Source organism: Streptomyces agglomeratus, from assembly GCF_001746415.1.
Taxonomy (GTDB): domain Bacteria; phylum Actinomycetota; class Actinomycetes; order Streptomycetales; family Streptomycetaceae; genus Streptomyces; species Streptomyces agglomeratus.
In genome coordinates, this window is the sequence record NZ_MEHJ01000001.1 from 2,142,809 (window position 1) to 2,169,457 (window position 26,649).

Below are 26,649 nucleotides of genomic sequence, written 5' to 3' on the forward strand. Positions count from 1 at the left end.
GCGGTTGTCGGGTCGTGTCCGCGTCCGCACCTCGCTATGGCCGCCGCAGTTCCGTCAGGACCGCGGCGCCGGCCTCTTTGGTACCCAGGGACCCGCCGAGGTCGGGGGTCACACGGCCAGCCGAGACCGCCGCGGCGACCGCCCGGCGGACCGCGTCCGCCTCCTCGGTCCGGCCCAGGTGCTCGACCAGCAGGGCCACGGAGAGGATCGCGCCGAACGGGTTGGCGGTGCCGGTACCCGCGATGTCCGGGGCGCTGCCGTGCACGGGCTCGAAGAGCCCTTTTCCGGTCACGGGGTTGAGGTTCGCCGACGCCGCCACGCCGAGGCCGCCGGCCAGCGCGGCCGTGAGGTCGCTCAGGATGTCGCCGTAGGAGTTGTTGGTGACGACGACGTCGAAGGCGGTCGGATCGGTGGCCAGTCGCAGGGCGGCGGTGTCCACGTAGAGGTGGGACGTCTCGACGTGCGGGTGCCGTGCGACCGCCTCGCTCCAGCACCGCTGCCACAGCTGTCCGCCGTTGCGGACGGCGTTGGCCTTGTCGACGAGGCACACCGACCTGCGCGCCACCGAGAACGCGAACTCCAGTACCCGTGAGACGCCTTGGTGGGTGCTGAGGTCCACGTCGATGGCGATCTCCTGGGGGGTCCCGGTGCGCGTACCGCCGCCGATGCCGCTGTAGAGCCCCTCGGTGTTCTCCCTGACGATCACGCAGTCGATCGCCCGGCGGGCCGGGTCGCGCAGCGGACTGAGCCTGTCGTGCAGGAGCCTGGCGGGCCGGTAGTTGACGTAGAGGTCGAGTTCGAGGCGCAGGGTGGTGAGGACCGTACGCACGTACGCGGTGTCGCTGAGCCGGGGGTCCCCGATCGCGCCGAGGAGCGCCGCCCGGCTGGACCTGATCCGGTCGAGGTCGGCTCCGGTCAGCGCGGTTCCGGTGCGCAGGTAGGTCTCCGCGTTGACGTGGTCCAGGACGTCCGTACGCGTCCCGAGGCCGAGGGCGTCGAGGACGTCCAGCGCCGGCTCGATCACCTCGGGACCGATGCCGTCACCGGGGATCACGGCGATGGTGGTCAAGGCCGCCTCACTTCGGGCCCTGGCTCAGCACGTCCGCGACGAGTTCCGCGACGTCGGTCGTCACGTGGAAGTGCCCGCCCGGCCGCACGGTCCCCGAAAAGCCGCCGGAGGTGACGCTCGCCCACCCCGCCAGCTGGTCCTGCTCCACCAGCGGGTCGCCCGCGCCGTGGTAGCTGCGCACGGGACAGGACAGCGGACGGGTGCCGGGGCGGGGCCGATAGGTCGCGTGCGCCCGCAGGTCCGAGCGGATGACGGGCAGGAGGAGGTCGCGCAGCTCGGCGTTCTCGGCGACCGCGGGCTCGATGCCGCCCAGCGCGCACAGGGTCGACCAGAACTCGTCGTCGGGCGCCAGGTGGACACCCCTGTTGGTCATGGATCCGGGCGGCAGGGCGGCGGACACGCAGAGCGCCCGGGGTTCCTCACCGGCGTCCCGCAGCAGCAGGGCGGTCTCGTAGGCGACCAGCGCCCCGAGGCTGTGCCCGAACAGCACGTGGTCGCCCGGCGGCAACCGCAGCAGTTCCGCCGCCACGCAGCCGGCCATCGCGGCCACGTCGTCCACGGGCGGCTCTCCGAAGCGGTCGCCGCGGCCCGGGTACTGGACGGCCATCAGCGACACACCGGGCGGCACCGCGGCGGACCACTCGCCGAAGGCGACCCCCGATCCCCCCGAGTGCGGGAAGCACACCACCCGGACGCCGGCAGGGTCACCGGCGATCATCGACCGCACCCAGCCGCGTTCCCGTATCCGGCTCATCCACTCCGCCTTTCTGGCCGGCCGTCGTTCCGTCCGCACCATGTTTTCCACTCGCCGCCGATTCGCGGGGCCCTCGACAGATGTCGGCAAGAGATCGGGGCGCGGTGGAACGCGGCGCAGACGATGCCAAAGGACACAAGGACCGCGAGCACGCCGCCGCACGGCACGGGCTCACCTCGCACGCGGACGCCGCGCACCACCACACCGGACACCGCCCGCCACCGTGAGAGGGCACGCGCCCTCCACCCAAGTCGCCGCCGTCCCGCGGCCCGGACGGACGGAGCGCACCCGCGGCTCCACCCGGACCTTCGCGCCCCTCGATCCACGCCTCGACCGACCCGCCGAAAGGGAACGCGATCATGCTTGACGGTTTTGTGCACTGGCCCGAACAGCTCGCGGCGGACCTGCGCCGGACAGGGGTCTGGCGCGGCCGGCCGATCGGTGACTTGTTGCACGAGTCGTGCGAACGGAACGCCGATCGGGTGGCCGTGGTGTGCGGCGAACGCCGGATGACCTACGCGGAGCTGTCCCGGCGGGCGGACCGGTTGGCGGGCGGCCTGATCGGACTGGGCATCAGGCCCCTGGACCGGGTGGTGGTGCACCTTCCCAACATCCCGGAGTTCGTCGTCCTGGTCTTCGCGCTGCTGCGGGCCGGAGCGATCCCGGTGCTGGCGCTGCCCGGTCACCGCAGGGCCGAGATCGCGCATCTGTGTGCCCACTCGGGGGCTGTCGCCTATGTGGTGAAGGACGAGTTCGGCGGGTTCGACTTCCGTACGATCGCCCGGGAGATCCCGTCGGTCCCGCACGTGATCGTCAGCGGCGACGCCCAGGAGTTCATTTCGCTGGAGTCGCTGGAGTCGCCGGACGCCCAGGACGTCGCACTGCCCACGGTGGACGCGTCCGACCCCGCGCTGTTCCTGCTCTCCGGGGGCACCACCGGACTGCCGAAGCTGATTCCCCGGACCCACGACGACTACGAGTACGTCATGCGGGCCTGCGCGGAGGCGATGCGGGTGGGCCCGGAGGTGGTCTACCTCGCCGTCAACCCGGTCGCGCACCAGGCGGCCCTCGCCTGTCCGGGCGTGTTCGGCAGTCTCCTGATGGGAGGGAAGGCGGTACTCACGTCGAGCGTGCGGCCCGACGACGTCTTCTCGCTGATCCGCCGCGAGGCAGTCACCGTGACCACGGTCGTGCCCTCGGTGCTGCGGCTGTGGGCCGATTCCGGACGACCGCCCGGCGAACTGTCCCGCCTGCTGATCCAGGTGGGCAGTGCCCCGCTCGACCCGGCCCTGGCGCGCCGCGCGGCCCAGGAGCTGGGCTGCCGGATCCAGCGGTGGTACGGCATCAGCGAGGGGCTGCTGACCCACACCCGGCTCGACGACCCGGAGGAGGTGGCCGTGAACACGGACGGCCGCCCGATGTCACCGGGCGACGAGGTCCGGATCGTCGACGACTCCGGGAACCCGGTGCCCGACGGGGAGCCCGGCGAGATGCAGGCGCGCGGTCCGTACACGATCCGCGGGTACTACCGGGCCCCCGAGGAGAACGCCCGGTCGTTCACACCGGACGGTTTCTTCCGCACCGGCGACCTCGTCCGACGCAGGCCGGACGGCAACATCATGATCGTCGGCAGGATCAAGGACGTCATCAACCGGGCCGGCGAGAAGGTCTCCGCGGAGGAGGTGGAGCGGCAGCTACGCACCCACCCCGCCGTGCAGGACGCGGCCGTGATCGGCGTGGCGGACACCGTGCTCGGCGAACGGACGTACGCCTTCGTCGTCCTCAACGAGGCGGACGTCCGCCCGTCCGCCATGAAGGAGTTCCTCAGAGGCCGCGGCCTGGCCACCTACAAGATCCCCGACCGGCTGATTCCGATGCCGCAGCTTCCGCGCACACCGATGGGGAAGGTCGACAAGAAGGCACTGCGCGCACGGATCGCCGCGTCACAACGCTGACGGTGTGCCGGGGTGCGGGACGGGTTCCGCGTCCGTTCCGCGCCTGCCTCGGTTGACTTCGGTGGACGTCGAAGAACAGGCCGGGCATCCCCGGCCCGCCACGCCTCGGCGGTTCAGTACAACCAGCAGGTCAGTCGTCCTTCTTCACCGGCTCCAGGATCGCCACGCACTCCACGTGGTGCGTCATCGAAAAGATGTCACCCCGATTCGAACCGCAAGAAACACCAGGTCAGAATCGTTCTGCGGGTCGTACATCCAGTACGTCGGGCGCTCAGAGCGTCAAGCGAGCGTCATGGCCGACGCCCTATCTCACCTCGCCGAGTTGCTGCACCCGGCGGTGCACGCCTCTGGTGCTCGTGACCGTCACGCTACTGCTCGTAGAGCTGATGGGCTGGCGGCTGCGGGATGATGCGTACGGAGACGAAGGGAGCGCCGCCTCCGGCCCGGAAATGATGACGATGACGAGAAGCCTTGCTGGAACCACGCGGCCGTCAGCTGCACCGTGCCCAGCTCGACGCCGACTGTGTCCCTGATTCATTGGGCGACTGTGGAGAGTCAGAGCCCGCAAAAACTGACACAGCCAGTCGACCCGGTTACGGTCCTCTGCGAGGCCCAGCAGCGCGGCCTGCTGCCGACCGGAGTCGAGTCGGCGAAGCTGCCGGGCTGCGACCACTTCTCCACTGACGTCGCAGGCGCTCGGCATGAACCGGCCTGAATCGCCCCAACGACGTCCGGGCGATCACGGGCCTGCTGGTAGCGCAACACCAGCACCACGCCTCCGGTGCCGGCGTGGCATGAACCTTGGTGGGCCGGGTGACTGCGAGCCCGGGCGTTCCACACCCCGGTGGCCGGGCCGTTCGACGATCGTTGGCCGACAGACGCACCCGTGCAGAGGCTACGTGATGCAATGACATCTGCCCGGCACCGGGCTTGGCGCCGGCCCTGCTCACACCTGGGACGGAGCCCTGAGCACCAGCGAGCGAGGAGTGACCGTGCGCGGGCCTGATGAGGACAGTGAGCCGACCACTCGTGCTCCCGAGAACGGGGGTGACCGGGGCAATGCGATGACCTTGGCCGGGACGCTGGCCGCGGCGGAGACCTCGGCGCCCGTGGAGTCGCTCGACGTGGTCGCGCGCATGCTCAAGGAACGCCTCGGGGCCGCGTCGGTGTCGTTCCTCATCACCGACTTCACCGGCGGCTCGGTCGTACGGCTGGGGGCGGCGGGCAGCGTCGATACCGAGGAACCCGCCCGGCGCATCACACTGCGGGGCACCCTGTACGACGACGTGATCCGCACCCAGCGGCCGAGCGTGGAGGACAAGGGCGAGGGCGCGCTGGTGCGGGTCGTCGCCCCGGTGACCAACCGCGGGGACGCCATCGGACTCCTCGAACTGTTCCTGGCCGCGGCGCCGAACGCGGAGGTGATGCGGGAAATCGGCGAGACCGCGCACGCCCTGGCGTACATCGTCATCGCGAACCGGTCCTACACCGACGTGTACCAGTGGGGACGCCGGACCAAGCCGCTGAGTCTGGCTGCGGAGATCCAGCACCGGTTGCTCCCCGCGTCGCTGGCCTGTGAGGCGGCGCAGTTCACGGTCGCCGGGGCGCTGGAGCCGGCCGACCATGTCGGGGGTGACACCTTCGACTACGTGATCGACCGGGACACGGTCCAGCTCTCCGTCACCGATGCCATGGGGCACGATGTCGAGGCCGCGCTGCTGGCCACTCTTGCGGTGGGCGCCCTGCGCCGGGCACGGCGGGCCGGTGGCGACCTGGCCGAGCAGGCCCGCCAGGCCGACCAGGCCATGCGCGAGCACGGCCGCCAGAGCTACGTCACCGGCCAGCTCCTGCGCATCAGCCTGATCGACGGCAAGACCGAGTTCATCAACGCCGGGCACCCCTGGCCACTGCGCATGCGGAACGGACAGGTGCGGGAGATCACTCCGAAGGTCGATATGCCGTTCGGCTTCCATGCCCCTCACACCTACCGGGTCCAGTCGCTGGACCTGCGACCGGGCGACCGGCTGGTGATGCTGACCGACGGCATGCTGGAACGCAACGCCAACGCCCTTGAGCTGCCGGACCTGATCGTCCGCACTCGCGCGCTGCATCCCCGCGAGGCCGCCCGCACCCTCATCGCGGCGATCGTCGACGCCAACGACGGCCACCTGCAGGACGACGCGACTGTCATGTGCCTGGACTGGCACGGCGTCGACCACTCCCGGCGGAACGCCGACACCGGCGCCGACCTCACCGACGCCTCCGCACCGTCACAGACGGGGCGGACCACTCCTGGGCGATGACTCGAGGGCTGTTCCGGTAGCCCGCTTCGGCCGACCCTGGCCGGGCGGCGCAGGCCGAGTAGGACGAGGTCGACGCGCCCGACCAGGACCACCACAGCAGCGCGAGCCAGAATGCTGTCGCGGTCAGTAGGTGGCCAGGGAGATGGCGATGTAGTGCGCGGTGAAGCCCGCCACGGTCAGTGCGTGGAAGACCTCGTGGAAGCCGAACCAGCGGGGTGAGGGGTCGGGCCGCTGAAGAGCGTAGACCACCGCGCCTGCACTGTAGAGGAGACCGCCGACAATGATCAGGACGAGTACGGCTGCTCCGCCGGTGTGCAGGAAGTCGGGCAGATAGCGCACCGGTGCCCACCCCAGGGCCAGGTAACACGGGGTGTACAGCCAGCGCGGGGCTCCGACCCACAGGACCCGGAAGGCGATGCCGGCCAACGCGCCCGCCCACACGATCCACAGCAGTACGGACCGCTGGTCCGGCTGGAGGAGGAGCACGGCCAGGGGGGTGCAAGTGCCGGCGATGATCAGGAAGATGTTGGCGTGGTCGAGGCGTCGTAGAAGAGCTTCGCCGAGCGGCCCCCAGGTGCCGCGGTGGTAGATGGCGCTCGTTGCGAACAGCAGCCAGGCGGTGACCGAATACACGGCGCAGGCCAAAAGCGCCTGCGGCGTACGGGCCAGGCAGATGAGTACGACGCCTGCGATCAGTGCGGCGGGGACCATTCCGGCGTGGAGCCAGCCACGCAACCTCGGCTTGATCGGTTCGGCCAGGACGGCCGCCCGCTCCACCAGGGCGGCAACCGAGTGAACCTTCTTCCCTGCATCGCCACTCTGTGATCCGCAGGGCAGCCCGTCTTCACGGCGTTCTCCACGCGCTGAGGCGACGTGACTACATCCGACTTCAGCGGCGTCGCGGGACACAGCTTCCTGTCCTCCCTCGGACTCCTGGGCATCGCTGCTGGCAACCATGCGGTCATGCTAGGAGACTCACCCGGGCAGCATGATCGGAGGTCGGTCCCGACCCCTCACGCCCACGTCGCCGGGTTCGGGCTGATTCGCCGTCGTATGAGCTCCGGACCCGGTGATGCTGCCGTCAATTGCGCCTGCCGAAGCCGAGTAGATCGGCTGGGCATGGGAACGATCAGGGCTCCCGAACGGGCATCTCCGCTCGTCTACGCGCAAGGATCGCCGATGCTTCCTGAGGTCCGCCCCCACGTATCCGCCCCCCTCGCACACCAGCTGGAACACCAGCTGGGCCTCGCTTCGCATCTCGAAGCCGGCCATCTCGATGTGGAGCGCCTCGTCGGCATCGCAGTCGTCGCAGCTGCCCACTCCGATGGCTATGCGGCCACCGGCCATCTCCTCGGCCTGCTGGCCGCGCTGCCTGCCCCCACGAAGGCAGGAGAACGCTTCTGGTCGGACCTGTGGAGGTCTTCGGGCACCGCGTACCTGCTACCCGTCAACATCAAGGCTCTGGTGCTGCGTTCCCTGGCAGGAGAAGGAACTCCCCTGGCCCGACAAATCCTCTCGGCCGTCGATGAGATGACCCCGCCCCAGCGCGTCGCGGCCGGGGAGGTGATCGGTCAAGCCCTCGCTGAGTCCGACCATTTTCCCGACCTCAAGACACAGGTCATCGGAGAACTGTGGCTCCGAGACCTCGAGCTCACCGCCTGGCGCGTCCTGCACGCAGACCACAGGTCGGACGATGCCGCTGGACGGACAGCCTTCTCCGACGCCTGGACGAGCGTCTGAACCTCTGCTCCTCCGAGCTGCGCTTTGCGTCCCGGGCAGTGTGCGTGGCGGCGGCCGTAAGCTTCTGGGAAAGTTGCAGGTCTCAGCCGCCTCAGGGCGCTGCCGTAGGGTTGGGTGATTCGGCGGCGCGGCAGTGTTCGGCGCTGATGCGCTGGGCTTCCTCGAGCTGGTTCTCAAGGATGACGATGCGGCAGGCAGCCTCGACGGGGGTGCCATTGTCGACGAGTCCCGGGCTGCCCGGGCGGCGATGCGCAGCTGGTAGCGGGAGTAGCGGCGGTGTCCACCCTCGGAACGGAGCGGTGTGTTCAGGCTGGCTTCTCCGATGGCACGGAGGAAGCCCTGGGTGGTGCCGAGGATTCCGACGGCCCGGCCCATCGCGTAGGCGGGGTAATGGTCGTCATCGAGCCGGCCGAACGAATCGTCTACTGTCATTGCACTGTCTGTGAAACGCGTGGAGGGGCCCTGGTGCCATATGGCACCAGGGCCCCGAAGGAACTGCTACACCATCTGCCGGCCCTGTTACTGCGCCGACCTTCTGTGTCCGCAGACCCGACCGAGATGCTGTCGGGGGTGCGGGGATCGCGGTTGCTTGACCGGAGACCACCTCACTATCGATGTCCTGCGGTACCCGGGCTCAAGACTCCTCCCGGGCGATCCTGATGGCGCTTCGGCTCCTCCGTTCTTCCCTCGGTGATCAACTGTCTACCTAACGGGAACTGCGTACTGCTGGTACAGCTCTACTGCGTACTGCTGGTGATGCGAACTGCTCAGTGGCCTGCGACAGCGCCACTCTTCGGCAGCCAGCCCCGTCGCCCGTCCTGCGTCTGCTCTGGCTTGGAACTCCACTGCCGAACCTCCCGGTGCGCGCGCCCGCAGCCGACGCCTTCACCGAGGTGCTGCTCACTGACTTCACTGCTGGGTACTACGAACTGCACTTGCGGGTACTGCCACTGCGTCAACTGCGGTACTGCTCACGGCGGCCCCTGATCACTGCGGGCCACCCGGTCCGGTGGTCAGTCCCGTCACCGTCCTGCAACAACCCTGGCTTCGAAACTCCACCACCGCACCGCCCTGCGAACTGCAACTGCGGTACCACTGCCCGGCAGTTCGTCTCTGCCAGGCCCTGCTGTCTCTCTGGGCTACGAGAGAAACCATAACCACACCACCGACCAATGTCTACTCCGGCCAACACAGATTTCTGCGCGTTCGACGATGAGGTATTCACCTCGAACAGCGACATGGGTAGGACGCAAGGCGGTCATCACCGGCTAACCACCGCAGGCCGGGGCACAAACGCCGGGCAGGCAGAGCTGGGCATGGACGATCAGAGACCGGGGTGACCCTGATGGAGACGATGAGCGTCAGCGTCGCAACCGCCCGCTCCTCAACATCCGCGACCGGCGCGCGACAGCGCCCGGCATTTCCTCGAAGAGCTCTTACCGGCGATCGCAGCCGAGGCCGCCGAAACGTGTGCCTGGTCGTCTCGGAGCTCGTCACCAACGCCCTGCGCCACGGTGCCGGCACCTGCACCCTGGAGCTGACCGCGCACCCGGACAGCATCGAAGTCGCCGTGCACGACCGCAGCCCGAAGGGGCCGCGCATGCGCACCCGCGACCTGAACGGCAGCACCGGAGGATTCGTCTAACCCATGTCCAACCGCCTCGCCCGCACCACCCCGTGACCTGTCAGGTGGCCGGCGGCAGAACCGTCGAGCAGTCAAAGACCTGGTGGGCGACGGTCCCTCAAGCAGCGCCGGGCCTCCTGACGTGACTTGCCCTCGGTGGTCCGCCGCAGGGCAGAAAGGTCAGGCCGGGTTGATGTTCTCGGCCTGAGGGCCCTTCTGGCCCTGGGCGACGTCGAACGTCACGATCTGGCCCTCCTGGAGCTCACGAAAGCCTGTGCGTGCGGCGCCCGCCGATACCGGCGGGCACACTCATCTCAGGCCGCGGCCGGGGGGTTGGATGATCCGGCGGTGCGGCGATGTTCGGCGTTGATGCGCTGGGCTTCTTCGAGCTGGTCTTCGAGGATGACAATGCGGCAGGCGGCCTCGATGGGAGTGCCCTTGTCGACGAGTTCCCGGGCTCGCGCCGCGATGCGCAGCTGGTAACGGGAGTAGCGGCGGTGGCCGCCCGCAGAGCGGAGCGGAGTGATCAGGCGGGCCTCTCCGACGGCGCGGAGGAAGCCCTGAGTGGTGCCGAGCATTTCAGCGGCCCGACCCATGGTGTAGGCGGGGTAGTCGTCGTCGTCGAGACGGCCGTAGGAGTCGTCTGCTGTCATCTCACCTCTCTGTGGAACGCGTGGAGGGGCCCTGGTGCCGTACTGGCACCAGGGCCCCGAAGGAACTGCTACACCATCTGCCGGCCCTAGCGCTGCGCCGGCCTGCTTGTTCCGCGGGCCCGCCCGGAAGAGGGCGGGGAATGCGGGGATCGCGGATGCGTGACCGGAGACCACCCACCTATCGATGTCCTGCGGTACCCGAGCTCAAGCCTTCCGCCCGGGCGATCCTGATGGCGCCTCGGCTCCTCCGTCCTTCCCTCTGAACCAATCACTTACCAAACGGGTACTGCGTACTGCTCGCACTGCTGATACTGCGAACTGCTGGTGGCCTCGCGCAGCGCCACTCTTCGGCAGCCAGCCCCGTCGCCCGTCCTGCATCTGCTCTGGCTTGGAACCCCACTGCCGAACCTCCCGGCACGCGCGCCCGCAGCCGACGCCTTTACCGAGGAACCCTGATTACTGCGCTGCTGCTACCGACAACCGCAACTGCTGAACTGCCACTGCGTCAGCTGCGGCCCTACTCACGGCGGCCCCTGACTACTGCGGGCCACCCGGTCCGGCCGTCAGTCCCGTCACCGTCCTGCAACAACTTTGGCTTCGGAACTCCACCACCGCACCGTCCTGCGAACTGCGTGTACTGCTGCACGGCAGTGCATCTCTGCCGGGCCTTGCTCGATCCCGGCTACGAGAGAAACCATAACCACACCACCACTCAATGTCTACTCCGGTGGGCATAGATTTCCGCGCGCTTGAAGGTGAAGTAACCCGCCTCAACGGATCTATGGAAAGTCGGACCGAAGCCCAAGTCCGGCGCAAGTGACCCGCAGGCCGCACAGCCCGACGGGCTTCCCGTGACGCCACGACTGCGCCGCGGCTACCGTCGGCGGGTACCGGCCACCACTGGGCACCCCACGCTTCCGGCGGTAACACCCCGACAGGCCGGCTGGTGACGGGCGTAGCACGAAGGCCTGCGCCGGCCTTGACGATCCCGGCCCGACGACCGAGCAGCAGTTCGTGGAAGTCGTGCAGGCCGGTGCCAGTGCCGCGATCCGCAGACTGGCGCTTCTGCTGCCGCGTCAGCGCCTCAACGAGGATCTGCTTTCGTCGGCCCGCGGTGACTCTCTGCGCCCTCGCCCGGCTGCCCGTGCTCGCCCGACCGGTAGCGTCGCCTCGGATGGGCCGCCTACCGAACCGGCGCGGGCCCCGACTCGAGTAGGCCGTGGGCGGGCACCGTGACACGGGCGTGACGCTGGCGCACAGCTCGTGCCGCCACGCGCCGACGGTGGCCATCAGTTTCTCGGTCAAGCACTGCGGCACTTCCGGGTTGGCGGGTGGAGGGGCGGGGCACAGAGGCCGACAGCCGGCCCTGGCCCCTGACGCAGCAGACACCGTGGTCTTGGTCGTGTCCGAGCTCGTCACCAACGCCCTGCGCCACGGCGGGGGCCGCTGCACTCTGGAACTGACTGCGCACCCTGACACCATCGAGGTGGCCGTCCACGACCCCAGTCGGCATGCGCCGCGCATGCGCACCCCTGACCTGAACGGCGGCACCGAGGGCTTCGGCTGGTCCATGGTTAACCGCCTCGCCCGCGCCACCGCGGTCTGCCCCCGGGCCTCCGGCGGCAAGACCGTGAGCCCGTCTTGCTCGGTAGCGCCGCCGCTGACGCAGCTGGATGGCCGGTGAATATAATCTGCCTCATGTCGAAGCCTGACGAGCTGCTCGTTGACGTCGCCGCCCTGGTGGAATCCGGGCAGAGCAATCAGATGTCCCTGACCGTGGTCACCGGTGGTGCTGTCATCACCGGTCGGCTGGCTCCCGAAGCAGTGTGGAGGCAGAGGGTGTCGGAGGTACTGACGGATTCGGACCGCTTGGGAGAGTTCTCCGCGGTCTTCGACGCCCCCGCGAAGAAGGACGGGCCGCCTACGCATCTGCACTTCCATGTCGCCCGGATCCTGCAGGGCACGGTGGGGATCCCGGAGACGGGCGGGATGTACCGTGCTGCGATCGAGGACGTCAGCGCCTGGACCATGGGCGACTTCAGCTATTCCGACCGCTGAGCAATCACTGCGACGGGAACCCATTGCAAGCAGTGTGGGCCCGACCGGCGCGCGCCGGTCGGGCCCACACTGCTGTTCAGGTGTCGGCTCGTGCTTGTTTCCTCGGTCAGACGGATACGGGGGTGCCGAGCATCGCGGAAGCTTGCTGGAGCGAACTGAGGATGCGTACGGGTGCGGCCGTGGGAAGGGCGCGGCAGGTGAAGCCGAGCTGAGTCATGGCCCGGAGGACTTCGGCGGCGCTGAAGTCACGTCGGTCCTGGCGGGTGATGACCTGGCCGACTTGCTTGACGGGGTAGTGGCGGCGGCCGATGATCACGGACTCGCCGGTGCCCCGTTCGGGCTTGATGCCCTTCATCGATTCCAGCACGCCGCTCTTGGTGAGCTCGAAGGGGAAGCGGGCGATGACGCAGCGCATGTGGCCTCACAGGGAGAAGGGGAGAACGGCCCGACCAGGGGTGAGTCGGTTCAGCGGGAGAGGGCGAGGACGCCCAGGGCGCTGTCTTGCTCGTCGACGACCGGCAGGATACCGAGCCGGCGGGAGCGCATCGCGTGCTCGGCTTCGGAGGCAGTGGTCACGGGTGAGGTGAACGACCTGTGATCGCCGAGGACGTCGCGCAGGCGGACGCTGTCCGTGTAAGCGGAGTTGTCGCGGACGGCGGTGAGTTCGGTCTGGGTGACCAGGCCGGTGCACTGGCCGTCCTGGTCGCAGACGACCAGTCGGCCCGTGCGGGCTGCGGCCATGACGGACAGCGCCACCTCGACGCTCATGTCGTCACAGACCTGGGGTCCGGCCGCGTCCATGACCTCAACCACCGTCCCATGCACGGGGTTGGCGCGCGTTGGGCGGGGCTGCATCTGAACCAGCGTCAAAAGGTGCCTCCTGCAGAGATGGGTCAGCTTCCTGATCACGAAGGTTCTAGGCCGCCGCATCGAAGACGGGCCGGTGTACGGGCGTGCGCCGGGTTGCCGAAGCGGGGCGGCGTCGGCCTCGGGAGGAGGCGCTGCGCTTGGGGCGTTCGACCACCGGTGCGGTGATGACGACCGGGATGCCGGACGGGGCCTGAGCGCCGGTGATCCGGCTCAGGGCCTCGTCGCCCGAGTGGATCTGGGTGGTCTGCGGCCGGATTCCGGCGTCCGCCATGAGGCGGACCATGCCGCGGCGCTGGCTCGGTGTGACGAGAGTGACGACGCTGCCGGACTCGCCGGCGCGGGCGGTACGGCCGCCGCGGTGCAGGTAGTCCTTGTGGTCGGTCGGCGGGTCGACGTTGACGACGAGGTCAAGGTTGTCGACGTGGATGCCGCGCGCCGCGACATTGGTCGCTACCAACACGCTGACGTGCCCCGTCTTGAACTGCGCCAGCGTGCGGGTGCGCTGCGGCTGCGACTTGCCGCCGTGCAGCGCGGCGGCCCGTACCCCGCTGTTGAGCAGGTCCTGGGTGAGCCGGTCGACGGCGTGCTTGGTGTCCAGGAACATGATCACGCGGCCGTCGCGGGCGGCGATCTCGGTCGTGGCGGCGTGCTTGTCGGCGCCGTGGACGTGCAGGACGTGGTGCTCCATCGTCGTGACCGCACCGGCCGACGGGTCGACCGAATGCACGACGGGGTCGGTCAGGTAGCGGCGTACCAGCAGGTCGACGTTCCGGTCCAAGGTGGCGGAGAACAGCATCCGTTGCCCCTCCGGACGCACCTGGTCGAGCAGCGCGGTGACCTGCGGCATGAACCCCATATCAGCCATCTGGTCGGCCTCGTCCAGCACCGTGATGCCCACCTGGTTCAGCCGGCAGTCGCCACGGTCGATGAGGTCCTTGAGCCGGCCCGGGGTCGCGACGACCACCTCGGCCCCGCCTCGCAGCGCGCCGGCCTGCTTGCCGATCGACATCCCGCCCACCACCGTGGCCAGCCGCAGCCTGACGGAGCGGGCGTACGGAGTGAGCGCGTCGGTCACCTGCTGCGCCAGCTCACGTGTGGGGACGAGGATCAGCCCCAGCGGCTGGCGGGGCTCAGCACGCTGTCCGGCGGTGCGGGCGAGCAGGGCGAGGCCGAAGGCGAGGGTCTTGCCGGAGCCGGTGCGCCCGCGGCCCAGGACGTCACGGCCCGCCAGGGAGTTCGGCAGCGTCGCGCCCTGGATCGGGAACGGTGCGCTCACGCCCTGCCTGCCTAGTTCTGCCAGTAGCTGCTCGGGCATGTCGAGATCGGCGAAGCCCGCAGCGGCAGGCAGCGCGGGGGTGATCGTCGTGGGGAGCGCGAACTCACCCTGCACTGCGGCGGGCCGGCGGCCGTAACCGCCGGAACGGCGCGGCGCCGGCGAGCCGAAGCGGCTGCCGCCCTTTCCGGCGGCGGCACTGCCATTACGGGTGCGGGCGGAGTCGTTCGTGCGTGTGCGGTTCATGCGGCGGAACCTTCCTCGATGTGGCACATATCAAGGAATTCCCGCAGCGATGAACGGCATGCCGAATTACAAGTATGGGCCGGTGGTAAAAGAAAGCAGATCTGGTCGGCGGAACTGACGCGGGCGCAGGTACTGAAATGGGTGACGCGGTGGGGACGTAAAGTCCGGGCGTCGACTGCGGTGTAGCTCTTCAGAATGCGCCTGCATCCCTGAAGGAAGAGCCGCGCGTGGTGAGACCGCGGATTCCTCCGCGTCGTCCCGCAGGTGAAACCGCTGCGGGAAATGCGTGCAGCTGGGGCCCGCACCCCGAAGGATGCGGGCCCCAGCTACAAAGTGTGCGTCAGCGTCAGGCTGGAACGATGTTCTCGGCCGTCGGGCCCTTCTGGCCCTGTGCGATGTCGAAGTTCACCTTCTGGCCTTCGAGCAGCTCACGGAAGCCCTGGGCGGCGATGTTCGAGTAGTGGGCGAACACGTCAGCGCCGCCACCGTCCTGCTCGATGAAGCCGAAGCCCTTTTCCGCATTGAACCACTTCACGGTACCAGCAGCCATGTCATATCTCCTTTGGGGCAGTACATCGGAATTCCGCACTGCGCGGACGCCGTGTCGCCGCGATGATTACCCCGACCGGAAAATAACCGGAAATACAAAAGTGCTCCCACCGGCAGGAGCCGAGCGGAGGCACTTGAAGTTTGGGAACCACAACTGCAACTGAGATCGACAGTAGCATGCTGCAACGGCCTGCACACGTTACATGATTCCACTTTGCTCATCACGGTAAAAACTCTCACTACATGGTTCGCCAAACTCTCACCTCACGGGCACAGATATTGATTCACTCGGAGTGCAACGTTCAGGAAGAGCGGTGTCGCCAACTGCAACCAGGGCTGCCAGGGCGCGACGACGTACGCGGCTATCCGTCAGACGCCTTTCGGAAGGCGTCCAGCAGCTCGTAACGGCGTCTTGGGGCAGGATCCCGCGGTACGACTACTCCCCCGCTGACCGCCCCTGAGGGTTTGTGTCAGCAGCGGGTTGCCACACCGGGCCGGCGAATGGGCGCCACGGCCGCACGCTCCCTTGAGGACCCGCTCGCCGAGATCGTGCCTGGTCGGCGGTGATGTCTTGGGACAGTGATCAACGAGCGTCAACTGAGCGTCAAAAAACACGCAGATAGCCCGTCACTGGCTGGTTGCGGCGATGACTCAACCTGAACGTGCAGGTCAGGACACCTCAACGGCCAGGCTGTCCTCTCGACCCGTTGCCTGTGTGGAAACAGGTCGAGCAGACCGACAACCTACAAAAGTCGCAGGTCAGAGGGCTTTCTTAGCCGGTTCCAGGATCGCGACGCACTCCACGTGGTGCGTCATCGGGAACAGGTCGAACGCTCGCAGCGTCCGCACCTTGTAGCCGTTGTCTGCGAAGTACGCCAGGTCGCGGGCGAGTGCCGCCGGGTCGCAGGCCACGTACGCGATGCGGCGGGCGCCCAGTGTGGCCAGGTGCTTCACCGTCTGCTTGCCGGCGCCCGCGCGCGGCGGGTCCAGGACGATCAGGTCGGTCTCGGTGATGCCGGTGCGCGGGAGCACCTGCTCGACCTTGCCCTGCTCGACGCGTACGTACTCCATGTCCTGGAGGTTGTGCCGGGCGTCCTCGACCGCGCGCTTCGAGGTCTCGATGCCGAGCACCGCGCCCTTGTCGCCGATGCGCTCGGCGATCGCGCCGGCGAACAGGCCCACGCCGCAGTACAGGTCGAGTGCCGACTCGCCCTTCCTCGGCATCAGGCCCTGCATGACGGCCTTGATCAGGAGGTCCGGACCCTGCGGGTGGACCTGCCAGAAGCCGCCCATGCCGACGCGGTACGTACGCCCGTCCGCCCGCTCGCGCACGAACGCGCGGCCGTGCACCCGGTGCACTCCGCCGTCCTTCTCCTCCACGCGCAGGACCGAGACCGGCTTGTCGAGCTCGACGAGGGGCAGGCGGCCGCCCGGCCGCGGGGTGAGGACGACCTGGCGGTCGCTGGAGCCGGTGGCGGAGATCGCCTCGACCGACGCCATCTGGGGCCAGTCCTGCTTCTCGATGCCCAGCTCGCTGACGCCCGGTGCGGCGATCATGCAGTGGTCGATGGGCTGTACGTCGTGCGAGCGGTGCTTGCGCAGGCCCGCCCGGCCCTCGGGGTCGACGGCGTACTGCACGCGCGTGCGCCACGCGGGCACCTCTCCCTGCGGCAGCTTGTCACCGGGCGCCGGCATGACGGTGCCGTCCCAGCCCGCCTCCTCCGGCGTGAGGCCCGCGAGGCGCATGAGCTGCTCCGCGATGACCTCGCCCTTGAGCCGCCGCTGGGCGCCGGGCTTCGCGTGCTGCCAGTCGCAGCCGCCGCACTTGCCGGGACCGGCGTACGGGCACGGGGCCTCGACGCGGTCCTTCGACGCCTCCATGACCTCGACCGCGTCGGCGCGCAGGTAGCGGGAGGTCTGGTCGCCGTCCGTCACGCGGGCGCGGACCTTCTCACCGGGCAGCGCGTGCCGTACGAACAGCACCCGGCCCTCTTCGGTGCGGGCGATGCAGTGGCCGCCGTGGGCGACCGGGCCGACCTCGACCTCGTACTCGGTACCGATCAGCGACTCGACCGGCTCCGCTGCCGCGACCGGCTCGGCCGATCCCTTGGATTCCGTGGATTTGGACTGCATGACGGGGTGACTCCAGGGATCAAAGGGGTACGGCCGGACTACAGCCCACCAGTCTACGTGGGTGTCGTCCGGCCGTTCACCACAGCGAACCCGGGAGGGAGATCAGCGCTTTCCGCCGCTGTTCTCCTTCGGGCGGCGGTCCACCGGACCGCGCCGTACCGCACCGGGCGCGTGCCACTCCTGGCGCTTCTTCGCCCGCTCCTTGGCGAGCTCGGAGGACTGGAGCTGGTACGGCACCGAGGTGACCATCACACCCGGCGTGAACAGCAGTCGGCCCTTGAGCCGCAGCGCGCTCTGGTTGTGCAGCAGGTGCTCGTACCAGTGGCCGACCACGTACTCCGGGATGTAGACGCTGATCGCGTCCCGCGGGCTCTCGCGCCGCAGGCCCTTCACGTAGTCGATGATCGGCCGCGTGATCTCGCGGTACGGCGAGTCGAGGATCTTCAGCGGCACATTGATACCGCGCCGCTCCCACTCCTCCCTGAGCGCCTTCGTCTCGGCCGGGTCGACGCTGATGCTGAGCGCCTCCAGCTTGTCGGAGCGCGTCAGCTTGGCGAAGGCGAGGGCCCGCAGCGTCGGCTTGTGGACCTTGGAGACCAGGACGATGGAGTGCACGCGGGACGGGCGGACGCTGTCGTCGGAGGGGCCCTCGTCGGCGGCGATCTCCTCGGCGACCCGGTCGTAGTGCTTACGGATCGCGCTCATCGTGCCGTAGAAGATCACCATGCCGAGCAGCGCGACCCACGCGCCGTGCGTGAACTTGGTGGCCAGTACGACGACGAGCACCAGGCCGGTGAAGAAGGCGCCGAAGGTGTTGATCGCCCGCGAGCGGACCATGCGGCGGCGCGCGGCCGGGTCCTTCTCGGTCCGCAGGTGACGGTTCCAGTGCCGCACCATGCCGATCTGGCTGAGCGTGAAGGAGACGAAGACGCCGACGATGTAGAGCTGGATCAGCTTGGTCGAGTCGGCCCCGTAGATCCACACGAGCAGGATGGCCGCGCCCGCGAGCAGCACGATGCCGTTGGAGAAGGCGAGGCGGTCGCCGCGGGTGTGCAGCTGGCGCGGCAGGTAGCGGTCCTGCGCGAGGATCGAGCCGAGCAGCGGGAAGCCGTTGTACGCCGTGTTCGCGGCCAGGAAGAGAACGAGCGCGGTGGCGGCGGCGAGCAGGACGAAGAAGAACGTGCCGTCACCGAAGACGGCGGCCGCGACCTGCGAGATCACCGGGTCCTGTACGTAACCGGAGCCGACGGCCACGCCGTTGTCGAGCAGGTCCTTCGCCGGGTTCTCGGCCATCTTCACGTCGGTGGCCATGGCGAGTCCGATGATGCCGCAGAACATCGTGACGGCCAGGGCGCCCATCAGGGCGAGCGTCGAGGCGGCGTTCTTGCTCTTGGGCTTGCGGAAGGCGGGCACACCGTTGCTGATCGCCTCGACGCCGGTGAGCGCCGCACACCCGGAGGAGAAGGCACGCAGCAGCAGGAAGACCAGGGCGAAGCCGGCCAGTCCCTGGTGCTCGGGCTTGATCTCGAAGTCGGAGGTCGGTGCGTGCATCGTGTCGCCCACGACGAGGGAACGGTAGGCACCGTAGGCGATCATGATGAAGACGCCTGCGACGAATACGTACGTCGGGATCGCGAAGAGCTTGCCCGACTCCTTCACACCGCGCAGGTTCATGAGGGTCAGCAGCACGATGATGCCGATCGCGCAGAGCACCTTGTGCTCGACGACGAAGGGGATGGCCGAACCGAGGTTCTCCACGCCCGAGGAGATCGACACGGCGACCGTGAGGACGTAGTCGACGAGCAGGGCGCTGGCGACCGTGAGTCCGGCCTTGGGGCCGAGGTTGGTGTTGGCGACCTCGTAGTCGCCGCCACCGCTCGGGTAGGCGTGCACGTTCTGGCGGTACGAGGCCACCACGGTGAACATCAGCACCACGACGGCGACGGCGATCCAGGGGCTGAAGTGGTACGCCGACACACCCGCGATGGAGAGCACCAGGAGGACTTCGCCCGGTGCGTACGCCACGGAGGAGAGCGGGTCGGAAGCGAAGACGGGAAGTGCGATGCGCTTGGGGAGGAGCGTTTCTCCCAGCTTGTCGCTGCGCAGCGCCCGGCCGATCAGGATCCGTTTGGGCACGTCGGTCAGTTTGGACACGCAGAGGATCGTAAGCGTTCGAAAAGGACACCGCCCACCCACCACCCCCCTGAGCGGTGGAAACTTCCATATCTGCCACACTCTCCCCGCCTCCCCCACGTCTCGGAGCGCCTGAAGGGGCCCGGACCGGGGGCGCGTCAGCGCGTCGGCCCTGATTGACCCCGGAGATGCCCGACGTGATCGATGGCGCGTTCGGAGTTGCCGCTACGGTGGACGAAGACAGGGGCGAGGCAGGACCGGGCACGAGTGCCCGTGCTTCCCCCGGTGAGCCGGGAAGGAAGACGTGAGCAGGGTGTTTGTGCAGGTCAGTGGGGCGACCAGGAGTGCGGGGTAACGGGACGATGCACGTCGTCATCATGGGCTGCGGGCGAGTGGGAGCCGCTCTCGCGCAGAACTTGGAGCAACAGGGGCACACGGTCGCGGTCATCGACCGGGACCCCACGGCCTTCCGCCGCCTGGGATCCGGTTTCGGTGGCCGCAGGGTCACCGGCGTCGGCTTCGACCAGGACACCCTCCGCGAGGCGGGCATCGAGGACGCCGGCGCCTTCGCGGCGGTGAGCAGCGGCGACAACTCCAACATCATCGCGGCCCGGGTGGCGCGCGAGATGTTCGCCATCGAGAACGTCGCGGCGCGTATCTACGACCCGCGCCGCGCCGAGGTCTACCAGCGCCTGGGCATCCCCACCGTCGCCACGGTGCGCTGGACGGCCGACCAGATGATGCGCCGGCTGCTGCCGTCGGGCGCCGAGCCCCTGTGGCGCGACCCGAGCGGCGGTGTGCAGCTCGCCGAGGTGCACACGTCCCCCGCCTGGATCGGCCACAAGATCAGCCGGCTCCAGGAGGAGACGGGCGTACGCGTCGCCTTCCTCACCCGGCTGGGCGAGGCGGTACTGCCGACTTCGCAGACCGTGCTCCAGGAGGGCGACCTCGTCCACGTGATGATGCGTACGGAAGAGATCGCGAAGGTCGAGGCGGCCTGTTCGCAGGGTCCCGAGGAGGGCGGTCACGCATGAGGGTCGCTATTGCCGGAGCGGGCGCGGTGGGACGTTCCATCGCCGGCGAACTGCTGGAGAACGGCCACGAGGTCCTGCTCATCGACAAGGCGCCGACCGCCATCTCGGTGGAGCGCGTACCGCTCGCCGAGTGGCTGCTGGCGGACGCCTGCGAGATCACCTCGCTCGACGAGGCCGCGCTCCAGCGCTGCAACGTGGTGATCGCGGCGACCGGTGACGACAAGGTCAACCTGGTCGTCTCGCTGCTCGCCAAGACGGAGTACGGCGTGCCGCGGGTCGTGGCCCGCGTCAACAACCCCAAGAACGAGTGGCTGTTCACCGAGGCCTGGGGCGTCGATGTCGCGGTCTCCACACCGCGTCTGATGTCGGCGCTGGTCGAGGAGGCGGTGAGCGTCGGCGATCTCGTACGGCTGCTCCGCTTCAGCCACGGCGACGCCAACCTCGTGGAGCTGACGCTGCCGCCCGAGTCGGCGCTGGCCGGCACGCAGGTCGGGGACGTCGACTGGCCGGAGGACACCTCGCTGGTGACCATCATCCGCGGTACGCGCGTTCTGACGCCGAGCCAGGAGGAGACCCTGGAGGCGGGCGACGAGTTGCTGTTCGTGGCGGCGCAGGCGCGCGAGGAGCAGCTGGAGGACCTGCTGTCGGTGCGCAAGGAAGACGCGGCGAGCTGACGGCGGTACGTACGGCGAATGCGTGGGCGGGGCCCGGAACCGGGATGGTTCCGGGCCCCGCCCACGTACGTACGGGAGGTCAGACCTCGCGCTGTGCCGCCGCCGCGGCCGCCTTGCGCTCCTTCTCGGCCTTCTCCTGCGCCTCCATCTCGGCGAACACGTCGATGGGCGGCGGAGCCTTCGCGAGGAAGACCCACGTCAGGTAGACGGCGAGCAGGAACGGCGGGATCTTGAGCGCGACCAGCACCCAGCCGAGCTGCGTCGTGTCGGCCCACCAGTACAGCGGGAAGAGGATCGCGCACTTGCCGAGCAGGATCAGGCCCCAGGCCCAGCTCGCCTTCGCGTACGCCTTCTTGCGTCCGGGGTTGCGCGTCCGCCAGGAGAGGTTCTCCTTGAAGATCGGGCCGAGGATCAGGCCGATCAGCGGGACGCCCGCGAGCGTGGTCAGGATGTACGCGAGGGCGAGACCCAGCGTGTAGATCATGCCCGGCAGGTAGAAGTCCTTGGCGTTGCCGGTCATCATCGCGAAGACGACACCGAAGGCGACCCCGAAGACGCCGCTGAAGGCGTGCTTGACGGTGTCCCGGCGGATCAGCCGTACGGCGACGAGCAGCAGGGACACCGCGAGCGCGGCGATGGCCGAGACGTGCAGGTCCTTGTTGATCGTGAAGATCGTCACGAACAGCAGGCCGGGAAGCACGGTCTCCACCATGCCCCGCAGGCCGCCGAAGGCCTCGAACAGCGCGGCCTCCGTCACGGCCTTCGCGTCGTGGGCGCTGCCCGCCGCGGTCTGTTCGCTGTCGTGATCCGTCGCGGTCGGCTTGTCGAGAGACGTCACCGGCTACTCCTGTCCGAGCGGTCGGAGCTCGTATTTGGGATTGAAAAGCACCCGGCGGCCGTGGCTCATGGAGATCCGGCCCGAGGCGATGAGCCTGCGGCCCGGTTCTATGCCCACGATGGAACGGCGGCCGAGCCACACGACGTCCAGGGGTGCGGTGCCGTCGAACAGCTCCGCCTCCAGGGCGGGTACACCGGCCCGCGGACGCAGGGTGACCGTGCGCAACGTACCAGTCACCTTCACCACCTGGCGGTCGTCACAGTCGCAGATGCGTGAGCACCCCGCGGCCTGGGTGTCTTCTTGCAGCTCCGCGGAGTGCAGGTCCTCCTGGGAGGTGGACAGCCGGTCGAGCATCCGGCGGAACCGGCCGGCGGGCTTCTCCGAACGTGGTACGGCACTCATACACGAAGCCTACCGGGGAGCGGGCCCGCGCGGATCACCCCGCGTCGCACGGGGTGATCCGGGCGGCGCGACCGCTCTGCCCGGTCCCCCCTTGGCCCTCTGCCCGGTCCCCGCTGCCCCTCTGCCCGGCCGCCGCCCCTCTGCCGCGTCGCCGCTACCGCTCGAAGCGGTACCCCATGCCGGGCTCGGTGACGAAGTGCCTGGGGTGCGAGGGATCCGCCTCCAGCTTGCGGCGCAGCTGCGCCATGTAGACCCGCAGGTAGTTGGTCTCGGTGCCGTACGACGGGCCCCAGACCTCCTGGAGGAGCTGCTTCTGGCTGACCAGGCGGCCCGTGTTCCGTACGAGCACCTCCAGGAGGTGCCATTCCGTGGGCGTCAGCCGTACGTCCCTGCCGTCGCGGTGCACCTTCTTCGCCGCCAGGTCGACGGTGAAGTCCCCCGCGTCGACGAGCACGTCGTCCTCGGCGGAGCCGGCCGGCTCCGCCCTGCGCACCGCCGCGCGGAGCCTGGCCAGCAGCTCGTCCATGCCGAAGGGCTTGGTGACGTAGTCGTCCGCGCCCGCGTCCAGCGCCTCGACCTTCTCGTCGGAGGTGTGGCGGGCGGAGAGCACCAGTATCGGTACGCGGGTCCAGCCGCGCAGGCCCTTGATCACCTCCACGCCGTCCATGTCGGGCAGCCCGAGGTCCAGGACGACCACGTCGGGGTGGCGGGCGGCGGCGAGCCGGAGCGCGGTGGCGCCGTCGGGGGCGGCGTCCACGTCGTACTTGCGCGCCTTCAGGTTGATCACGAGGGCGCGTACGATCTGCGGCTCGTCGTCGACCACGAGCACCCGGGTCATGGAGTGCCTGCCTTTCTGCGGGGGGTGCGGAACTCCGCTGATCTGCGGAACGGGAGGGCGGTGCGGGCTCACGAGGCGACCCGGGCGGGCGGTTCCCGGCGTACCGCCTTGTGGCCGGGGGCCGCCTTGAGGGTGAGGACCATGGTCATGCCGCCCCCCGGGGTGTCCTCGGCGGTCAGGGTGCCGCCCATGGACTCGGCGAAACCGCGGGCGACGGCGAGGCCGAGGCCCACCCCGGCGCCGCGCGGGGCGTCGCCGTAGCGCTGGAACGGTTCGAAGATCCGGTCCTTCGCGTCGTCCGGGACGCCGGGTCCGCTGTCCGCCACGCGCAGCTCGACGCGGTCGCCGAGCGCGCTGGCGGCAACGGAGACGGGGGCGTCACCGGGGCTGTACTTGACGGCGTTCTCGACGATGTTGGCGACGGCGCGCTCCAGCAGCCCCCGGTCGACGGCCACCATCGGCAGGGTCTCGGGAATGTCGAGGCCGACGCTCCCGTCGGGTACGCCGACGAGCGCCATCGGGACGACCTCGTCGAGGCCGGTCTCGCGGATCAGCGGGGTGACGGTGCCGGTCTGGAGCCTGGACATGTCGAGGAGGTTGCCGACGAGGTGGTCGAGGCGGTCGGCGCCGTCCTCGATGCCCGCGAGCAGTTCGGCCTCGTCGGCGTCCGACCAGGCGACGTCGTCGGAGCGCAGGGAGGAGACGGCCGCCTTGATGGCGGCCAGTGGCGTGCGCAGGTCGTGGCTGACGGCGGCGAGCAGGGCGGTACGGATGCGGTTGCCCTCGGCCAGCTTGCGCGCCCCCTCGGCCTCCCCCACCAGGCGCTGTCTGTCCAGTACGACGGCCGCCTGGGCGGCGAAGGCGCCGAGCACCCGGCGGTCCTCGGCGGGCAGGACACGGCCCGAGAGCGCGAGCGCCATGTGGTCGCCGACCGGCATGTCGGCGTCGGCGTCCTCGGGGCGGGCGACGGGCCGGGGGCCGACGCTGCCCGCGCAGGTCCAGGGCTCGACGTCGCTCGCGCGCTCCAGCAGCGCCACGGACTCCATCGCGAAGGTCTCGCGGACCCGCTCCAGCAGGGCGTCCAGAGCCGTCTCGCCGCGCAGGACGCTGCCGGCCAGGAACGAGAGGATCTCGGACTCGGCCCGTAGCCGGGCGGCCTGGTGGGTGCGGCGGGCGGCCAGGTCGACGACGGAGGCGACCGAGACGGCCACCGCGAAGAAGATCACGATGGCGACGATGTTCTTCGGGTCGTTGATCGTCAGGGTCTGGGTGGGCGGCGTGAAGTAGAAGTTCAGCAGGAGCGAGCCGACGGCCGCCGAGGCGAGCGCGGGCAGCAGCCCGCCGAGGAGGGCCGCGAGCACGGTCAGGAAGAGGAACAGCAGGACGTTGTTGGCGAGCCCCGGGCCGTGCTCCATGCTCGTGAGCAGCAGCGACAGCAGGACCGGAGCGGCGACGCCGACCAGCCAGCCGGAGACGATCCGGGCGCGTCCGAGGCGGGCGCCGCGGGCGACGGGCAGGCCCCGGCCCTTGGCGACGTGGTCGTGGGTGACGATGTGGACGTCCAGGTCGGGCCCGGAGTCGCGGGCGACGGTGGCGCCCACGCCCGGCCCGAAGACGTACTGCCAGGTCTTGCGGCGGCTGGAGCCGAGAACGATCTGGGTGGCGTTGACACCGCGCGCGAACTCCAGCAGCGCGCAGGACACGTCGTCGCCTATGACGTGGTGGAAGGTGCCGCCGAGATCCTCGACGAGGGTGCGCTGTACGGCGAGTTCCTTGGGCGAGGCCGAGGTCAGGCCGTCGCTGCGGGCGATGTAGACGGCGAGGATCTCGCTGCCGGAGCCCTTGGCGGCCATCCGCGAGGCGCGGCGGATGAGCGTCCGCCCCTCGGGTCCGCCGGTGAGGCCGACGACGATGCGCTCGCGCGCCTGCCAGGTGGAGCGGATGTTGTGCTCGCCCCGGTACTGCTGGAGGTATTCGTCGACGCGGTCGGCGACCCACAGGAGCGCCAGCTCGCGCAGCGCCGTGAGGTTGCCGGGCCGGAAGTAGTGGGACAGGGCGGCGTCCAGCTTGTCCGGCTTGTAGATGTTGCCGTGGGCCATGCGGCGGCGCAGCGCCTGGGGCGACATGTCGACCAGCTCGATCTGGTCGGCGCGCCGTACGACCTCGTCGGGTACGGTCTCGCGCTGCCGTACGCCGGTTATGGACTCGACGACGTCGCCGAGGGACTCCAGGTGCTGGATGTTGACCGTGGATATGACGTCGATGCCGGCCCGGAGCAGCTCTTCGACGTCCTGCCAGCGCTTCGCGTTGCGCGAGCCCGGGACGTTGGTGTGGGCGAGTTCGTCGACGAGGGCGACGGCGGGGCGGCGTTCGAGGACCGCGTCGACGTCCATCTCGGTGAAGACGGCGGAGCGGTACTCGATCGTGCGGCGCGCCACCTGCTCCAGGCCGTGCAGCATGACGTCGGTGCGCGGCCGGCCGTGGTGCTCGGCGAAGGCGACGACGCAGTCGGTGCCGCGCTCGACGCGCCGGTGGGCCTCGGAGAGCATGGCGTACGTCTTGCCGACACCGGGCGCCGCGCCCAGGTATATCCGAAGCTTGCCGCGTCCCATGGCCCCATTGTCTTCCGGAAGTATGCCGCGCCCCGGTGGGGGCGACCCTGGTGAAGCTACAGCCCTGATTCCCGGCATAACGGACGGGGGGTGGGTTTCAGGTGGCTATTGACGCGACTCTGACGCCCGCCGGGCGCCGGTCAGACGTGCTCGACGAGATGGCCGTCGCCGAGTTCCAGGACCCGGTCGGCGAAGTCGAGGAGCTGGGCGTCGTGCGTGGCGACGAGCGCGGTCACGCCTTGGCTCCGTACGACCGCGCGCAGCAGTTCCATCACGGCGAGGCCGGTCTCCGCGTCGAGCTGGCCGGTGGGCTCGTCCGCGATCAGCAGCGCCGGTTCGTTGGCGAGCGCGCGGGCGATGGCGACGCGCTGCTGCTGGCCGCCGGAGAGCTCGCCGGGGCGCTGCGCGGCCTGGTCGGCGAGGCCGACGAGGGCGAGCAGCAGCGCGACGCGCTCCTCGCGGACCTGGGGGTCGGTCCTGCGCAGCCTCATCGGTACGCCGACGTTCTCGGCGGCGCTGAGGATGGGGATCAGGCCGAAGGACTGGAAGATGAAACCGACACGGTCGCGGCGGAGTTCGAGCAGGCCCTTCTCGCCGAGGCCCGACAGCTCGGTGCCGTCGACGACGACGCTGCCCCGGTCCGCGGTGTCGAGGCCCCCGACCAGGTTGAGGAGGGTCGTCTTGCCCGAGCCGGACCTGCCCTTAAGCGCGACGAGCTCGCCGCGCGGGACCTTGAAGGAGACGCCGCGAAGGGCGTGGACGGCTGCCGCCCCGGTGCCGTACGAGCGGTGCAGATCCGTCACCTCGACCATGGGCCGCGTGCCCGCGTCCCCGGCCACGGCCGTGCCGGTACTGCCTCTGGTGCCCTCGTTCATACGTACTCCCCCGTAC

The 26,649-nt window shown here is 69.4% G+C and carries 22 protein-coding genes and 3 pseudogenes; 8 read left to right on the top strand and 17 right to left on the bottom strand.

What is annotated here, in order from left to right:
* Positions 1-34 precede the first annotated feature (34 nt).
* Both AS594_RS08935 and AS594_RS08940 read right to left on the bottom strand, forming a co-directional pair.
* The gene (locus AS594_RS08935; RefSeq protein WP_069926462.1) at positions 35-1,069 is read right to left on the bottom strand and encodes an isocitrate/isopropylmalate dehydrogenase family protein; all 1,035 of its coding nucleotides are present in this window, start codon (positions 1,067-1,069) and stop codon (positions 35-37) included.
* A 7-nt stretch (positions 1,070-1,076) separates the two neighbouring features.
* Entirely contained in the window at positions 1,077-1,823 is a 747-nt protein-coding gene (locus AS594_RS08940) for a thioesterase II family protein (RefSeq protein WP_069930380.1), read from the bottom strand.
* Positions 1,824-2,182: 359 nt separating this feature from the next.
* On the opposite strand from AS594_RS08940, the gene AS594_RS08945 reads away from it, so the two are divergent.
* Together AS594_RS08945 and AS594_RS08950 are read left to right on the top strand one after the other, a co-directional pair.
* On the top strand, positions 2,183-3,778 hold the full coding sequence (locus tag AS594_RS08945; RefSeq protein ID WP_069926463.1) for a (2,3-dihydroxybenzoyl)adenylate synthase: 1,596 nt from the start codon (positions 2,183-2,185) through the stop codon (positions 3,776-3,778).
* A 1,064-nt stretch (positions 3,779-4,842) separates the two neighbouring features.
* Positions 4,843-6,081, top strand: coding sequence for a PP2C family protein-serine/threonine phosphatase (locus AS594_RS08950; protein WP_069926464.1), 1,239 nt, complete (start codon positions 4,843-4,845; stop codon positions 6,079-6,081).
* Positions 6,082-6,204: 123 nt separating this feature from the next.
* Here AS594_RS08950 and trhA read toward each other — a convergent pair whose 3' ends face one another.
* Complete coding sequence (gene trhA / locus AS594_RS08955; RefSeq protein WP_240509243.1) at positions 6,205-6,990, bottom strand: PAQR family membrane homeostasis protein TrhA; 786 nt, start codon at positions 6,988-6,990, stop codon at positions 6,205-6,207.
* A gap of 270 nt (positions 6,991-7,260) precedes the next feature.
* Between trhA and AS594_RS08960 the strand changes: the two genes are divergently transcribed.
* On the top strand, positions 7,261-7,821 hold the full coding sequence (locus AS594_RS08960; protein ID WP_176733161.1) for a hypothetical protein: 561 nt from the start codon (positions 7,261-7,263) through the stop codon (positions 7,819-7,821).
* Between the two features lie 91 nt (positions 7,822-7,912).
* Here the strand turns inward: AS594_RS08960 and AS594_RS46075 are convergent.
* Positions 7,913-8,253, bottom strand: a pseudogene (locus AS594_RS46075) (MerR family transcriptional regulator).
* Between the two features lie 1,036 nt (positions 8,254-9,289).
* On the opposite strand from AS594_RS46075, the gene AS594_RS46080 reads away from it, so the two are divergent.
* Positions 9,290-9,466, top strand: coding sequence for an ATP-binding protein (locus AS594_RS46080; RefSeq protein ID WP_240508972.1), 177 nt, complete (start codon positions 9,290-9,292; stop codon positions 9,464-9,466).
* A gap of 159 nt (positions 9,467-9,625) precedes the next feature.
* Here AS594_RS46080 and AS594_RS40940 read toward each other — a convergent pair.
* Positions 9,626-9,727: pseudogene (locus AS594_RS40940) on the bottom strand (cold-shock protein); the annotation flags it as partial.
* Between the two features lie 32 nt (positions 9,728-9,759).
* A complete protein-coding gene (locus AS594_RS08970) occupies positions 9,760-10,098 on the bottom strand; it encodes a MerR family transcriptional regulator (protein ID WP_069926466.1) in 339 nt (112 codons plus the stop codon).
* A gap of 1,369 nt (positions 10,099-11,467) precedes the next feature.
* Here AS594_RS08970 and AS594_RS08975 point away from each other — a divergent pair.
* Together AS594_RS08975 and AS594_RS08980 are read left to right on the top strand one after the other, a co-directional pair.
* Positions 11,468-11,782 (top strand): annotated as a pseudogene (locus tag AS594_RS08975) (ATP-binding protein); the annotation flags it as partial.
* Between the two features lie 14 nt (positions 11,783-11,796).
* Positions 11,797-12,156 (top strand): hypothetical protein, encoded by a 360-nt coding sequence (locus tag AS594_RS08980; protein ID WP_069930383.1) that lies wholly within the window; start codon positions 11,797-11,799, stop codon positions 12,154-12,156.
* Positions 12,157-12,262: 106 nt separating this feature from the next.
* Here the strand turns inward: AS594_RS08980 and AS594_RS08985 are convergent, their stop codons facing one another.
* From AS594_RS08985 to AS594_RS09010, 6 genes are all read right to left on the bottom strand, one after another.
* Entirely contained in the window at positions 12,263-12,571 is a 309-nt protein-coding gene (locus tag AS594_RS08985; RefSeq protein ID WP_069926467.1) for an SCO5918 family protein, read from the bottom strand.
* A gap of 50 nt (positions 12,572-12,621) precedes the next feature.
* Positions 12,622-13,026, bottom strand: coding sequence for a CBS domain-containing protein (locus AS594_RS08990; RefSeq protein ID WP_069926468.1), 405 nt, complete (start codon positions 13,024-13,026; stop codon positions 12,622-12,624).
* Between the two features lie 46 nt (positions 13,027-13,072).
* Complete coding sequence (locus tag AS594_RS08995; RefSeq protein WP_069926469.1) at positions 13,073-14,545, bottom strand: DEAD/DEAH box helicase; 1,473 nt, start codon at positions 14,543-14,545, stop codon at positions 13,073-13,075.
* Positions 14,546-14,891: 346 nt separating this feature from the next.
* Positions 14,892-15,095: a cold-shock protein gene (locus AS594_RS09000; RefSeq protein ID WP_003973099.1), complete on the bottom strand. Its 204-nt coding sequence runs from the start codon at positions 15,093-15,095 to the stop codon at positions 14,892-14,894.
* 758 nt (positions 15,096-15,853) lie between these two features.
* A complete protein-coding gene (locus AS594_RS09005; RefSeq protein WP_069926470.1) occupies positions 15,854-17,227 on the bottom strand; it encodes a class I SAM-dependent RNA methyltransferase in 1,374 nt (457 codons plus the stop codon).
* Between the two features lie 102 nt (positions 17,228-17,329).
* A complete protein-coding gene (locus tag AS594_RS09010; RefSeq protein ID WP_069926471.1) occupies positions 17,330-19,381 on the bottom strand; it encodes an APC family permease in 2,052 nt (683 codons plus the stop codon).
* 341 nt (positions 19,382-19,722) lie between these two features.
* On the opposite strand from AS594_RS09010, the gene AS594_RS09015 reads away from it, so the two are divergent.
* Both AS594_RS09015 and AS594_RS09020 read left to right on the top strand, forming a co-directional pair.
* Entirely contained in the window at positions 19,723-20,394 is a 672-nt protein-coding gene (locus AS594_RS09015) for a potassium channel family protein (RefSeq protein WP_069926472.1), read from the top strand.
* Entirely contained in the window at positions 20,391-21,068 is a 678-nt protein-coding gene (locus AS594_RS09020; protein ID WP_069926473.1) for a potassium channel family protein, read from the top strand. Before AS594_RS09015 ends, AS594_RS09020 begins: the two co-directional genes overlap by 4 nt.
* Before the next feature lie 79 nt (positions 21,069-21,147).
* Here the strand turns inward: AS594_RS09020 and AS594_RS09025 are convergent, their stop codons facing one another.
* The 5 genes from AS594_RS09025 to AS594_RS09045 all read right to left on the bottom strand — a co-directional run bounded on the left by AS594_RS09025 (position 21,148) and on the right by AS594_RS09045 (position 26,633).
* Positions 21,148-21,906 carry a DUF3159 domain-containing protein gene (locus AS594_RS09025; protein ID WP_069926474.1) on the bottom strand — a complete coding sequence of 253 codons (759 nt, stop codon included), beginning with the start codon at positions 21,904-21,906 and terminating at the stop codon, positions 21,148-21,150.
* A gap of 3 nt (positions 21,907-21,909) precedes the next feature.
* The gene (locus AS594_RS09030) at positions 21,910-22,308 is read right to left on the bottom strand and encodes an OB-fold nucleic acid binding domain-containing protein (protein WP_069926475.1); all 399 of its coding nucleotides are present in this window, start codon (positions 22,306-22,308) and stop codon (positions 21,910-21,912) included.
* Between the two features lie 154 nt (positions 22,309-22,462).
* Positions 22,463-23,146 (bottom strand): response regulator, encoded by a 684-nt coding sequence (locus AS594_RS09035; RefSeq protein WP_069926476.1) that lies wholly within the window; start codon positions 23,144-23,146, stop codon positions 22,463-22,465.
* A 68-nt stretch (positions 23,147-23,214) separates the two neighbouring features.
* On the bottom strand, positions 23,215-25,758 hold the full coding sequence (locus tag AS594_RS09040; protein WP_069926477.1) for an ATP-binding protein: 2,544 nt from the start codon (positions 25,756-25,758) through the stop codon (positions 23,215-23,217).
* A 140-nt stretch (positions 25,759-25,898) separates the two neighbouring features.
* The gene (locus AS594_RS09045) at positions 25,899-26,633 is read right to left on the bottom strand and encodes an ABC transporter ATP-binding protein (protein ID WP_069926478.1); all 735 of its coding nucleotides are present in this window, start codon (positions 26,631-26,633) and stop codon (positions 25,899-25,901) included.
* Positions 26,634-26,649: the final 16 nt, after the last annotated feature.